Annotated in this window: 13 protein-coding genes; 5 read left to right on the top strand and 8 right to left on the bottom strand. The window is 70.1% G+C overall.

Annotated elements, in window-relative coordinates; translation table 11 throughout:
* Window positions 1-39: 39 nt before the first annotated feature.
* Window positions 40-825, bottom strand: a complete 786-nt coding sequence (locus JAO81_RS28845; protein ID WP_199550889.1) for a PepSY domain-containing protein — start codon at window positions 823-825, stop codon at window positions 40-42.
* A 229-nt stretch (window positions 826-1,054) separates the two neighbouring features.
* Between JAO81_RS28845 and JAO81_RS28840 the strand changes: the two genes are divergently transcribed.
* Complete coding sequence (locus JAO81_RS28840) at window positions 1,055-2,341, top strand: lipase family protein (RefSeq protein WP_199550888.1); 1,287 nt, start codon at window positions 1,055-1,057, stop codon at window positions 2,339-2,341.
* Here JAO81_RS28840 and JAO81_RS28835 read toward each other — a convergent pair.
* From JAO81_RS28835 to JAO81_RS28810, 7 genes are all read right to left on the bottom strand, one after another.
* A complete protein-coding gene (locus JAO81_RS28835; RefSeq protein WP_199550887.1) occupies window positions 2,310-3,026 on the bottom strand; it encodes a potassium-transporting ATPase subunit C in 717 nt (238 codons plus the stop codon). The two genes, JAO81_RS28840 and JAO81_RS28835, sit on opposite strands and share 32 nt — an antisense overlap.
* A gap of 2 nt (window positions 3,027-3,028) precedes the next feature.
* The gene (kdpB, locus tag JAO81_RS28830; RefSeq protein WP_199550886.1) at window positions 3,029-5,140 is read right to left on the bottom strand and encodes a potassium-transporting ATPase subunit KdpB; all 2,112 of its coding nucleotides are present in this window, start codon (window positions 5,138-5,140) and stop codon (window positions 3,029-3,031) included.
* The gene (kdpA, locus tag JAO81_RS28825) at window positions 5,137-6,801 is read right to left on the bottom strand and encodes a potassium-transporting ATPase subunit KdpA (protein WP_199550885.1); all 1,665 of its coding nucleotides are present in this window, start codon (window positions 6,799-6,801) and stop codon (window positions 5,137-5,139) included. Before kdpA ends, kdpB begins: the two co-directional genes overlap by 4 nt.
* Before the next feature lie 8 nt (window positions 6,802-6,809).
* Window positions 6,810-6,899, bottom strand: a complete 90-nt coding sequence (kdpF, locus tag JAO81_RS28820; protein WP_165333271.1) for a K(+)-transporting ATPase subunit F — start codon at window positions 6,897-6,899, stop codon at window positions 6,810-6,812.
* Complete coding sequence (locus tag JAO81_RS42830; protein WP_233416057.1) at window positions 6,896-7,063, bottom strand: hypothetical protein; 168 nt, start codon at window positions 7,061-7,063, stop codon at window positions 6,896-6,898. Before JAO81_RS42830 ends, kdpF begins: the two co-directional genes overlap by 4 nt.
* A gap of 65 nt (window positions 7,064-7,128) precedes the next feature.
* Window positions 7,129-8,976, bottom strand: a complete 1,848-nt coding sequence (locus JAO81_RS28815) for an APC family permease (protein WP_199550884.1) — start codon at window positions 8,974-8,976, stop codon at window positions 7,129-7,131.
* A gap of 121 nt (window positions 8,977-9,097) precedes the next feature.
* A complete protein-coding gene (locus JAO81_RS28810) occupies window positions 9,098-9,580 on the bottom strand; it encodes an ATP-binding protein (RefSeq protein ID WP_199550883.1) in 483 nt (160 codons plus the stop codon).
* A gap of 85 nt (window positions 9,581-9,665) precedes the next feature.
* On the opposite strand from JAO81_RS28810, the gene JAO81_RS28805 reads away from it, so the two are divergent.
* The 4 genes from JAO81_RS28805 to JAO81_RS28790 all read left to right on the top strand — a co-directional run bounded on the left by JAO81_RS28805 (window position 9,666) and on the right by JAO81_RS28790 (window position 12,375).
* Window positions 9,666-10,514 (top strand): helix-turn-helix transcriptional regulator, encoded by an 849-nt coding sequence (locus tag JAO81_RS28805; RefSeq protein WP_199550882.1) that lies wholly within the window; start codon window positions 9,666-9,668, stop codon window positions 10,512-10,514.
* The gene (locus JAO81_RS28800; RefSeq protein ID WP_199550881.1) at window positions 10,474-10,677 is read left to right on the top strand and encodes a DUF397 domain-containing protein; all 204 of its coding nucleotides are present in this window, start codon (window positions 10,474-10,476) and stop codon (window positions 10,675-10,677) included. Before JAO81_RS28805 ends, JAO81_RS28800 begins: the two co-directional genes overlap by 41 nt.
* A gap of 14 nt (window positions 10,678-10,691) precedes the next feature.
* The gene (locus JAO81_RS28795) at window positions 10,692-11,504 is read left to right on the top strand and encodes a hypothetical protein (RefSeq protein ID WP_199550880.1); all 813 of its coding nucleotides are present in this window, start codon (window positions 10,692-10,694) and stop codon (window positions 11,502-11,504) included.
* 175 nt (window positions 11,505-11,679) lie between these two features.
* The gene (locus tag JAO81_RS28790; protein ID WP_199550879.1) at window positions 11,680-12,375 is read left to right on the top strand and encodes an alpha/beta hydrolase; all 696 of its coding nucleotides are present in this window, start codon (window positions 11,680-11,682) and stop codon (window positions 12,373-12,375) included.
* Window positions 12,376-12,945: the final 570 nt, after the last annotated feature.

Below are 12,945 nucleotides of genomic sequence, written 5' to 3'. Positions count from 1 at the left end.
GTTGTCAGTCGTCAGGCGTCACGGCCCGACTCAGGAGCGTCAGCCGTCCTGGCCGTCGCGGTCATCGGCGTCGTCGCGGTCATCCGTGTCGTTGCGGTCATCCGCGTCGTTGCGGTCGTCACGGTCGTCCGCGCGGTCATCGGCGTCATCCCGGTCGTCACGGTCGTCACGGTCCTCGGTGATACGGGAGGACTTCGTGTCCACGTTCCAGTCCCGCTCCTTGCCCTTGGCGTCCGTGGTCTCCACGTCCCAGGTGCGGGCGCCGCGGTCGTCGTCATCGTCGCCGTCCAGGTCGACCGAGGTGACGAAGCCCTTCGCGGAGGCGATCTCCGCGGCCTGCTTGGCGGAGACCGTGGAGCCCTTCAGGGCCGCGCGGGCCTCGCGGGCGTCGGCGGCGTCGTCATCGTCGCGCTCCGTCTCCTTGCCGAGGATCTTGCCGGTCTTCGCGTCGACCTTGACCTCGTACCAGGTGGAGCCCGAGCCGAGGATGTCGACCTGCCAGTCACGGTCGTCGTCGTCCTCGAGGTCCGCGGAGACCGCCGTACCCGGCTGGGCCTTCAGGGCCGCGTCGATCGCCTGGGCAGCGGTCAGGCGGGAGGCCTCGGATGCCGAGGAGTCCGAGGAGTCGGAGCCCTTCGAAACGGTCGACGTCCCGGAGCCGCGGCGGTCGTCGTCGCGGCTGTCGTTCCCGTCGGAGGAAGCGGCCGAGGACGAGGAGGCGCCGCCGGTGCTCGCTTCCGTACCCGTGGCGAAGGCGTAGGCGCTGCCGCCCGCGACCAGGGTGGCGACGGCGACGCCTGCGATGACGATGTTGCTGCGCTTCATGAGCTCGGATCCTCCGTGGCTGAGGGGCGGTGCTGCCTGTCGTGCGTTGCGATGACCCAAAGGTGCCTGGACGAGGCTGAAGAGAAGCTGAAACGACCTGAAAGGTTCTTCAGGGAGCGCTTCGCAACGGTTCCCTACGACACGCGCCCTATGGGCAGTTTTGCCGCACTCGCACCGCCAGGATGAGCGCCGTCGGAGATCTACTCGACGGCCAGGTCAGGAGTGTGGAATGCGGTTCACGATGCGCAGACGTCCAGGTCGGACGTACGGCGTGCTGGGTCTTGTCGCCGTGCTGGCGTTCGGGGCGCTCGGCCCCGCGGGCGCCCGCGCCGAGGAGCGGCGGGAGCGGCCGGCGCGGGCGGGGGATGTGGTGAGCGCCGAACCCGCGGGGTTCGGGCTGCTGCCCGGCCTGCTGACGCAGAAGACCGACGGCTGGCGGATCACCTACCGCTCGACCGGCGCCACCGGCAAGGCGAACGTGGTGTCCGGGGCGGTGATCGTCCCCAAGGACGGCCGCAAGGGTCCCCGCCCGCTCGTGGTCTTCGCACCGGGCACGGTGGGCCTCGCGGACAAGTGCGCCTCGTCGAAGGGGCGCCTGTCGGCCGTATCGCTGCTCTTCGACCGCGGGCTGCGGCGCGGCTGGGGCTTCGTGATGACGGATTACGAGGGTCTGGGGACGAAGGGCGACCACACCTATCTCGTCGGACGGTCCGCGGGCCAGTCCGTGCTCGATGCGGTACGGGCGGCCCAACGGCTGCCCCAGGCAAGGAAGTCGGGCCTGACCGAGCGCTCCGACGTGGGCATCGTCGGCTACTCCCAGGGCGGGCACGCCGCCGCCTGGGCCGCCGAGCTGCACCACACCTACGCGCCCGAACTGAAGGTCCGCGGCACGGCGGCCGGCGGGGTGCCGGCCGATCTGGAGAACGCCTTCGCGTTCAACGACGGCAAGGGCGGCGCGGGCTTCGCGATGATGGCCGCGGTCGGGCACGACGCCGCGTATCCCGGTCTCGGCCTGGAGCGCAGCCTCACCAAGGAGGGCCGTCGTCTGGCCGACCTGGCCCGCACCAGCTGCTCCGGCGACATCCTCGCCGCGATGAAGGGGCGGCGGATGCACACGCTGGTCGACCCGAAGGCCGCGCCGGGCGGCCGGCTCTTCGAGCGCGCCGACTGGCACGCCAAGCTGACCGCGTCCGATCTGGGCCGTGCGGTGCCGGATCACCCCGTGATGCTGTTCCAGGGCACGGCCGATGAACTGATCCCGTACGAGGACGTCGTACGACTGCATCGCACGTGGTCGCGGACGAACCCCGATGTGACCTTCAAGAAGGTGCCGTTCGGGACGCACGCGTCGACGGTGCTGTTCGCGGTCGGGCCGGTGATGAGGTGGAGGACCGGGCGCCGCGGCGGAGCAAAGGCCGGACCACCGCCTGAACACGGCGGAGGGGGCGGGGTGCGCGCGAGCACCCCGCCCCTTCCGCTGCCGTCTACCGCGTCAACTCGCGCAGCGCCACGTTGAGTTCGAGCACATTCACCCGCGGCTCCCCCATGAACCCCAGGGTCCGGCCCTCCGTGTGCTCCGCGACGAGCCGCTCGACCTTGCCGACCGGCAACCCGTTCTTCTCGGCGACCCGGTGCACCTGCAGCTGCGCGTACGCCGGGGAGATGTGCGGGTCGAGACCCGAGCCGGAGGAGGTGACGGCGTCGGCCGGTACGTCCTTGACCGTGTAGCCGGGAACGGAGTTGTCCTTGACGACGGCCGCCTTGGCGGCGAGGACCTGGGCGCAGAGGGTGCCCTCTTCGGGCTCGGCCGGGCAGTGGGCCCTGCCGGTCTCCGGGTCGTGCTCGGCCCCGTCCTCGCCGGAGCGGTTGGTCGCGCCGGAGAGGATCAGCTTGTACTGGGTGTTCACCGAGTTGGCGCCCAGACCGTTGGACGGGCGCGGCTGGAACCACTTGAGGTCCGGGGCGGGGGTCTCCTCGCCCTTCTTCAGCGGCAGGTTGTACGTCTGGCCGATCAACGAGGAGCCGACCACCTTGCCGGTGGAGTCCTTGAGCTCCGAGCCGTTCGCCTGGTGCGAGAAGAGTCCCTGGGCGACGCCCGTCACGGCGAGCGGGTAGAGCACGCCGGTGATGACGGTCAGGACGAGCAGGGCGCGGAGTGCGGCGCCCAGCAACCGGGCGGTGTTTCCAACGGAGTTGTTCATGACTAACGCCCGATTCCGGGGAGGAGGGAGAGCAGCAGGTCGATCAGCTTGATGCCGATGAAGGGCGCGATCAGACCGCCGAGCCCGTAGATCCCGAGGTTGCGGCGGAGCATCTTGTCGGCGCTGGTCGGCTTGTACTGAACGCCCTTCAGGGCGAGCGGCACGAGCGCGATGATGATCAGCGCGTTGAAGATGACGGCGGACAGGATCGCCGACTCCGGTGAGGTCAGCCGCATGATGTTGAGCGCGTCGAGCTGCGGATAGGCCACCGCGAACATCGCGGGGATGATCGCGAAGTACTTCGCCACGTCGTTGGCGATCGAGAAGGTCGTCAACGCACCCCGGGTGATGAGGAGTTGCTTGCCGATCTCCACGATCTCGATCAGCTTCGTCGGGTTGGAGTCGAGATCGACCATGTTCCCGGCTTCCTTGGCGGCGGACGTGCCGGTGTTCATGGCCACACCGACATCGGCCTGCGCGAGCGCGGGCGCGTCGTTCGTCCCGTCGCCCGTCATCGCGACCAGCTTGCCGCCGGCCTGCTCGCGCTTGATGAGCGCCATCTTGTCCTCGGGCGTCGCCTCCGCGAGGAAGTCGTCGACGCCCGCCTCCTCGGCGATGGCCTTGGCGGTCAGCGGGTTGTCACCCGTGATCATGACCGTCTTGATGCCCATCCTGCGCAGCTCGTCGAAGCGTTCGCGCATGCCCTCCTTGACGACGTCCTTGAGGTGGATGACGCCCACCACCCGGGCGCCTTCGGCGTCTTCGACCGCGACGAGGAGCGGCGTACCGCCGGATGCGGAGATCGTGTACGAGAGGTCGGAGGCGTCGTCCGCGACCGTGCCGCCGCGTTCGGCGACCCAGGCGAGGACCGAACCGGTCGCGCCCTTGCGGACCTTGCGGCCGTCCACGTCCACACCCGACATCCGGGTCTGTGCGGTGAAGGGCACCCACTCGGCGCTCGCCAGCTCGCCCTGGTGGCGCTCGCGCAGCCCGTACTTCTCCTCGGCGAGGACCACGATCGAACGGCCCTCGGGGGTCTCGTCCGCGAGGGACGAGAGCTGCGCGGCGTCGGCCACCTCGGCCGCCGTCGTACCGCGCACCGGCACGAACTCGGCGGCCTGGCGGTTGCCGAGCGTGATGGTGCCGGTCTTGTCCAGGAGCAGCGTCGACACGTCACCGGCGGCCTCGACCGCCCTGCCCGACATGGCGAGTACGTTGCGCTGCACCAGCCGGTCCATACCCGCGATACCGATCGCCGAGAGCAGCGCGCCGATCGTCGTCGGGATGAGGCAGACGAGGAGTGCGGTGAGCACGATCATCGAGGTCTGCCGGTCGGCGCCCGCGTAGATCGCGAAGGGCTTCAGGGTGACGACGGCGAGCAGGAAGACGACGGTCAGCGAGGCGAGCAGGATGTTGAGCGCGATCTCGTTGGGAGTCTTCTGCCGGGCCGCGCCCTCGACCAGGTTGATCATGCGGTCGATGAAGGTCTCGCCCGGCTTCGTCGTGATCTTGATGACGATGCGGTCGGAGAGCACCTTCGTACCGCCGGTGACCGCGCTGCGGTCGCCGCCGGACTCGCGGATCACGGGAGCGGACTCTCCGGTGATGGCGGACTCGTCCACGGAGGCCACCCCCTCGATGACGTCACCGTCGCCGGGGATGATGTCGCCGGCCTCGCAGACCACCAGGTCACCGATCTTCAGCTCGGTGCCCGGCACCAGCTCCTCGTCGGTGCCGGTGACGCGACGCGCGACCGTGTCCGTCTTGGCCTTGCGCAGGGTGTCCGCCTGCGCCTTGCCGCGGCCCTCGGCGACGGCCTCCGCGAGGTTGGCGAAGACGACGGTGAGCCAGAGCCAGGCCGTGATGACCCAGCCGAACCAGTCGCCGGGGTTCGTGACCGCGAGCGCGGTGGTGACCAGCGAGCCGATCAACACCACGAACATCACCGGGGACTTGACCATCACCCGCGGGTGCAGTTTGCGCGCCGCGTCCGGCAGCGACCTGAGCAGCTGCTTCGGGTCGAAAAGGCCCCCGCCGACCTTCCCCGCCGGCTCCTTGGGAGCGGGCGGCGGGGTGTGGGGTGCGCGGGTCGGGAGCGTGTGGTCGATCGTCATGACGCCAGTCCTTCGGCGAGCGGGCCAAGGGCCAGGGCCGGGAAGTAGGTGAGGCCGGTGATGATCAGGATCGTGCCGATCAACAGGCCGGTGAACAGCGGCTTTTCGGTACGCAGAGTGCCCGCGGAGGCCGGTACGGGCTTCTGCTCGGCGAGCGAGCCCGCCAGGGCCAGGACGAACACCATCGGCAGGAAGCGGCCGAGCAGCATCGCGAGACCGGTCGTGGTGTTGAACCACTGGGTGTCCGCGTTGAGGCCGGCGAAGGCCGAGCCGTTGTTGTTCCCGGCCGAGGTGAACGCGTACAGGATCTCGGAGAAGCCGTGCGCGCCCGAGTTGGTCATCGAGTGGCCGGGAGTGGACAGGGCCATCGAGGCGGCGGTGAAGCCGAGCACGAGCGCCGGGGTGACGAGGATGTAGCAGGCCGCGAACTTGATCTCGCGGGTGCCGATCTTCTTGCCCAGGTACTCCGGGGTGCGGCCGACCATCAGGCCCGCGATGAACACGGCGATGATCGCCATGATCAGCATGCCGTAGAGCCCGGAGCCCACACCGCCCGGTGCGATCTCGCCGAGCTGCATGCCCAGCATGTTGATGCCGCCGCCGAAGCCGGTGTTGGAGGAGTGGAAGGAGTCGACCGCGCCGGTCGAGGTGAGCGTGGTCGACACCGAGAAGAGCGCCGAGCCCGCGATGCCGAAGCGGGTCTCCTTGCCCTCCATCGCGCCGCCGGCGAGGTCGAAGGCCGGTCCGTGGCCCGCGTACTCGGTCCACATCATCAGGCCGATGAAGGCCAGCCAGATGGCGGCCATGGTGCCGAGGAGCGCGTAGCCCTGCTTGACCGAGCCGACCATGCGGCCGAAGGTGCGCGTCAGCGAGAACGGGATGAGGAGGATCAGGAAGATCTCGAAGAGGTTCGAGAAGGCACCCGGGTTCTCGAAGGGGTGGGCGGAGTTGGCGTTGAAGTAGCCGCCGCCGTTGGTGCCCAGCTCCTTGATCACCTCCTGGGAGGCGACCGCGCCGCCGTTGAACTGCTGGTGGCCGCCCATGAACTGACCCACCTCGTGGATCCCCGAGAAGTTCTGGATCGCACCGCACGCGACGAGAACGATCGCGCCGATCACGGAGAGCGGGATCAGGATGCGGACGGTGCCACGCACCAAGTCGGCCCAGAAGTTTCCGAGTTCACCGGTGCGGGAGCGGGCGAAGCCCCGTACGAGCGCCACCGCCACGGCGATCCCCACGGCCGCCGAGACGAAGTTCTGCACCGCGAGGCCGCCGGTCTGCACGACGTGGCCCATGGCCTGCTCGCCGTAGTACGACTGCCAGTTGGTGTTGGAGACGAAGGACGCGGCCGTGTTGAAGGCCTGGTCGGGGTCGATCGACTTGAACCCGAGGGAGCCGGGGAGGCCGCCCTGGAGCCGCTGCAGCAGGTACAGGAAGAGGACGCCGACCGCGGAGAAGGCGAGAACGCCGCGGAGGTACGCCATCCAGCGCATCTCCGTGTCGGGGTTGGCGCCGATGGCCTTGTAGATCCACTTCTCGACGCGCAGATGCTTGTCCGAGGAGTAGACCCTGGCCATGTAGTCGCCGAGGGGCCGGTAGGCGAGCGCCAGTGCCGCGATGAGCGCGAGCAGCTGGAGCAGGCCGGCGAGTGCGGGACTCATATCCGTACCTAGAACCTCTCCGGCTTGATGAGGGCGAGGATCAGGTATCCCAGGAGGGCGACGGCGACGATCAGGCCGACGATGTTCTCGGCGCTCACAGCTTTGCCACCCCCTTGGCTATGAGGGCCACCAGCGCGAAGACCGCGAGTGTGGTGACGACGAAGGCCACGTCGGCCATCGCAAGCTCCAGGTTCAGTAGTGATCGGACTCTTCGAGGAAAGCTCTGTTTCCGGCGGCCGCGTTCTTCGTTGACGGCTCTCATACGCGGCGGGGCGCGGCCTTGATGTGTCGTTGACAGGCCTTGACGCGGCACTGACGCGGCCGGGACTATTTCCCGTCCTGACCTGCGGAAAGCCGGAAACGCAGCCGGCAGACGACCGCATCGGTCTCTTTGCGTACGGCATGGGCGATGACCGCTCCGCGCTGGTTTTGGAGCATGCGCTGCCAGAGCCTGGCGGGCTCCACCTCGGGGATCAGCACGGTGACGCGCGTGCCCGGGTGGTACGCGTGGATCTTCCGTACGTACGAGGCGACCGGGCGGCCCACCGTGCGGTGCTCCGCCGTCAGCTCGACCAGTTCGACGCCCGGGTTCCACCGCTCCCAGTCGCGGCGCAGCCGTGCGGCCGCCTCGCGGTCCTCGGGTTCCAGGTGCGTGACGGTCACGGCGCGCACGTCGTCGCCGAGCGAGACGGCGGCGTTCAGGGCCTCGCCCGTGAGCTTCGACAGCCCGCCCACCGGCACGATCACCAGAGAGCGGTCGCGGTGCGGGGCCGCGGGGACCTGGCCGAGCCCGAGCCGCTCGCCGATCCTGCCGTACGCCCGCTGGACCGTCTCGAAGCCGAGCACGAGCAGCGGCAGGGCGAGGACGATCAGCCAGGCGCCGTCGTGGAACTTCATGGCGGTCACGACGAGCGCGGCGGCCCCGGTGAGCAGGGCGCCGAGCCCGTTGAGCAGAGCCTTCGCCCACTGCCCTGCCGCGCGCCAGTGCAGCACCATCCCGGTCTGGGCCAGGGTGAAGCCGACGAAGACGCCGATCGCGAAGAGCGGTACGAGCGTGTTGGTGTGCCCGCCGGAGAGGACGAGCAGCGCGGCCGCCACGAGAGCGAGCGCGAGCACACCGTGGCGGTGCACCTGGCGGTCGGCCTTCAGCGCGAACACATGCGGCAGATAGTTGTCCCGGGCCAGCAGCTTGAGGAGCACCGGCAGGCCGCCGAAGGAGGTGTTCGCGGAGAGCGCCAGAAGGATCATGGTCGCGAACTGGATCACATAGAAGGCCCCGTTGTGCCCGAACGAGGCGTCCGCGAGCTGCGCGAGGACGGTGACACCCTCGACCGGCTGCAGACCGAAGCGGGAGATCAGGACGGACAGGCCGATCAGCATGGTGCCCAGGAGCGCGCCCAGGGCGAACTCCGCGTACTGGGCGCGCTTGGCGCGGGGTTCACGGAACGAGGGCACGGCGTTCGCGATGGCTTCGACTCCGGTGAGGGCGGAGCAGCCGGAGGCGAAGGCCTTCAGGAGGAGCAGGGCGCCGACGGTGGTCGCGTCGTCCGCGAGCACGGCGGCGTGGCCCTCGGCGGTCGCGGTGGAGACGGGGCCCGCACGGAAGAGGCCGACGGCGATCAGCGTGAGGATCGCGAGGACGAAGACGGCCGTGGGCGCGATGAAGACGCGGGCGGACTCGACGATGCCGCGCAGGTTCACCGCGGTGATCAGGACGAGGACGCCCAGACCGATCGGGAGCCGCTGGTCGTACAGCCCCGGGAAGGCGGAGGTGAGGGCGGCCACTCCGGCCGTGACGGCGACGGCGACGTTGAGCACGTAGTCGAGGACGAGGGAGGCCGCGGCGACCAGGCCGGCGCGGCGCCCGAGATACCTCTCCGCGACGGCGTAGGACCCGCCGCCGTCCGGAAAGGCGGCGATCACCTGGCGGTACGAAGCCACGAGTACGGCGAGCAGACCGGCGATCGCGAGGGTCACGGGAAGCGTGAAGCCCAGCCCGTGGCCGCCGGCCGCGGCCAGCACGAGCACGATCGCCTCGGGGCCGTACGCCACGGAGGCCATCGCGTCGAGGGAGAGGGCGGCGAGTCCGGACAGCGCGGTGAGGCGGTGGCGTTCGCCGTGCGTATCCGGGGGTTCCTCGGCGGCCGGGCTCGCCTTGCTGGTCAGGACGGTCATCTGCGGAACTCCTGGCGGGTTCGGGGGTGTTCGGGCCCGCTCAGGTTCGGTCCGGCCGCGGCCTTCCCCGCGCGCTCCTTGCGCGGTCTTGTCGCCGTACGCGGAGGTGTTGACGTCCCTCTTACGGCGCGGGCGGGGTCGCCGCGTCTTCCGGATTCGGGGCTGCGGTAGTCAGACTGCGTCGCCCCTGCGCGTAGCACTCGAACCAGACCGTCTTGCCCCGGCCGCCTGGGTCCGGATCCGTTCCCCAGCGGTCCGTGACGGAGCCGACGAGGAGCAGGCCCCGGTTGCTCTCGGTGAGTTCGTCGTACGCGGGGGCGGGCCGCGGCAGGCGCGGGCAGTCGTCGGCGACCTCGACGCGGACGCCGTGCTCGCGGCGCAGGAGTCTGATCGTGCAGTGCGCACCGGGCGCGTGCCGCACCACGTTCGACACCAGCTCGGTGAGCGCGAGCTCCGCCGCGTCCGCGAGCCCCTCGAGCTGCCAGGCCTTCAGGTGCAGGCGCAGGATGTGACGCAGGGGGCGGGCGGAGTGGGCGCCGACGGTGAGGGTCATGCGGTAGGCGGGGCCAAGGGGCGCTGTTTGTGGGGGAGTTGCTTGATTCATGGCTCCAGGCTGGAGCGGAATGGTTACTCTGAGCTACGGATTGAAAGCAACGCCGTGCACCGTTGAGCCTGGGGGTGACCGTCCCATGGTCCGCATCAACGACCTCGATCCCGGCGCCTCGCCCCTGGACTACTACGGCTGGGAACTCCGCCGCCTGCGCGAGGCGGCCGAACTGAGTCAGAGCCAGCTCGGCGAGTGCATCTTCTGCACCGGCTCCCTCGTCGGCCAGATCGAGACGGCGAAGAAGGTGCCGACCCGGGACTTCTCGGAGCGTGTGGACGCGGCACTGGGGACCGACGGGGCATTCACGCGGCTGCTGGGGCTGGTGCTGCGGAGCCAGCTGCCGCACTGGTTCCAGGCGTATGCGGAGATGGAGGCGCAGGCCTCGTACATCTCCACGTATCAGTGCCAGTTGGTCCATGGGCTTCTGCAGACGGAGGCATACGCACGAGCACTCCTGACCGTCGACCATGAGCGCCGCGCGGACGAACTCGTGGCAGCGCGGCTGGAGCGGCAGCGCATCCTCGTCCGGGAGAATCCGCCGGTCCTGTGGGTGGTGCTGGCGGAGGGTGTGCTGCATCAAGAGGTGGGTGGGCGCGCCGTGATGGGAGACCAACTGCGCCACTTGTTGGATTTCCGGACGCACCCCTGGGTGCAGCTTCAGGTGATCCCGTTCTCCGTGGGTCAGCACACGGGGATGATGGGCTCCTTCACGCTCCTGCGCTTCGACGACGACCCGGATCTGTTCTACTCGGAGAGTTACGACATGGGTCACATGACCGCCAACTCGCAAGTGATCAAGGAGCGTTCGGTCGGCTACGCTCGACTGCAAGCCAACGCCCTCTCGCCAGAGGATTCGGCGGTACTGATCACGCGCGTGATGGAGGAACGCTATGGGCACCAGGCAGATCCCGACGAACGCACAGTGGCGTAAGTCCTCGTACAGCGGGACCAGCGGTGGCGAATGCGTCGAGGTAGCCGACCTCACCCCCCACATCGCCATCCGCGACAGCAAGACCCCCGACGGCCCCGTCCTCACCCTCCCCGCCGACAGCTTCGCGCGGTTCGTCGACGCTGCCGTGCGCGGAGAGATCTAGGCGGCCACGGAGGCATGCGCTTCCTGAGACGCGTACGCCAGGACCTGTCCAGTGGCCGGAACCTGGAGATCTACACCACCGCGCTGCTCTCCATAACCCTCGCCGTTCTGGGGGCACTTGACCTCGCGAGCGGCAAGGTGCTCGCCGCCGCGACCCTCGCCACGCTCGCCCTCCTTGCGGGCGGACTGCTCGGCAGCCGCAGGCAGGTGGACGATCTCGCCGAGCAGGTGCGTTCCCGTCTCGCGGGGGATCTGGGCGCGCAGGAGTTCTTCGCGCGCGACAAGCCCGAGCTGGTGGACCAACTCCGGCAGGCGCGGGACATCGCCATCGTGGGAGTCACGCTGTCGCGCACGCTGCGCAACACGGTGTCCGAGCTGCAGCGGCGGGCGGGCGCCGGGGCGCGGATCAGGATCGCGTTGATCGACCCGACGAGCTCGGCGCCGGCCGAAGCGACCCGGCGCAGCACCCTGACCGAGCGGCCCGAGGTGTTCGACAACCGGCTGCGCCCGTCCCTCGACCTGCTGCGCGAACTCGCCGACGACCGGACGCGGGCGGATGCCTCATCGGGCCGGGTCGACGTGCGGTTCGTGCCGTTCGTCCCGGCCTTCGGCCTGGTGATGATCGATACGCGGCAGCCGGGCGGCCTCATCCACGTCGACATCTACTCGCACAGCTCCGCCACCGGGGACGCCGTCTTCACCCTCCTCCCGGGCCGCGACGGGCCGTGGTTCGAGCACTTCGAGGCGGAGTTCGAACGGATCTGGGCCGTGGCCCGCCCGGCCGGCCCCTCGGACGGCTTCCCGGCGGCGCCGGCTTCGGGGGCCTAGCGGGCCGCGACCACGCGGACGTACACCGATCCGGGACAGTCCTCCCCGACGATCTGCCGCTCTGACCGTGCCGCGTCGGCCAGGTCGGACCGCGTCAACGTGTCGCGCCAAGCGGGGTTTCCGCTCTCGGCCGAGCCGGTCGCGTCCGTGGGGGAGCAGGCGGGACCATCAGCGGATGCAGCAGCTCTTCGTTCTCGTGCACAGTCCCGCCGTAGGACCGTCGACCTGGCGAGCCGTCGCCGAGGAGCTGACCGCGGCCGGACACCAGGCGGTGGTTCCGTCCCTGCTGCGCATCGGTGATGGTGCGCCGCCGTTCTGGCCCCGCGTCGTCGCCGCCGTACGTGACGGCCTCCGGCACGTGCCGGCCGGCCGGGCCGTGACGTTGGTGGCGCACAGCAACGCGGGGTTGTTCCTGCCGGCGATCAGCTCGGGCCTCGGCCGGCCGGTGACCGGCTCGGTCTTCGTCGATGCCGCACTGCCCGCACGGACCGGACCGACCCCGGTCGCCCCGCCCGAAGTGCTCGGGGCCCTGCGCCCGATGGCCGTCGGCGGGAGGCTGCCCCGCTGGACCGACTGGTGGGACGAAGCGGACCTGGCTCCCCTGTTCCCCGACCCACAGGTGCGCCAGACGGTCGTCGACGAACAGCCCGCCCTGCCGTTGGCGTACTACGAGCAGCACATCCCCGTCCCCGCCGACTGGGACGACCACCCTTGCTCCTACCTGCGGTTCAGCCCTGCGTACGACGACCTCGCCACCGAAGCACGCACACGCGGCTGGACCGTGGCACACCTGCCCGGCGCGCACCTGCACCAGACCGTCGACCCGGCCGGCACGGCCCGCCACCTCGTGGCCCTTGCCACGGCGACCTGACCCATTCCGCCTCGGTCGCAACTCCCGTACCACTGGCCCCGCCCGTCGAGTCGATCTCACCCGCACGAAGGAATGCGCGAAGGGTGACGGCGAAATTACCGTAGACGTATGGCTTTTCCGCGTCTGCCCGGTACGTCCGGTCTGTGCCGCCACCGTGGGCGGCGCGGCCGGCAGTTCGCCGTGCGGGCCGGGGTGTCGGTGTGGCTGGGCGTGCTGCTTGTGGTCGGCGGTACGCAGCCCGCCGAGGCCGTACGGGCGGACGTGCAGGCCGCCGACGGAAGCGGGCTGTCCGTTCCCGAGCCGACGGGGCGGGGCTGTGGACCGGCGGAGCGGACACCGGTCGAGGGGCCGGTGACACCTTCGATGCCCACGGTGCGGGGCGGGCGCGCGGAAACCCCTTGGGCAGTCGGGTGCGCGAGCACCGTTTCCGGCTCCCGTACCGCCGTGGCGGCGACGACCGAGGTCGCGGCTCCCTTACCAACACCCCTTTCCCACCCGGACCTTGCCGCCGAACGGGCCCGGCACACGGCGCTGCGCTGCTGAGGAGACGCATCCCCCGCGCCCCTCCCA

Source organism: Streptomyces sp. N35 (assembly GCF_016464295.1).
Taxonomy (GTDB): domain Bacteria; phylum Actinomycetota; class Actinomycetes; order Streptomycetales; family Streptomycetaceae; genus Streptomyces.
The sequence above is the reverse complement of the archived record's forward strand: the minus strand, read 5'-3'. Positions and strand labels throughout refer to the sequence as shown.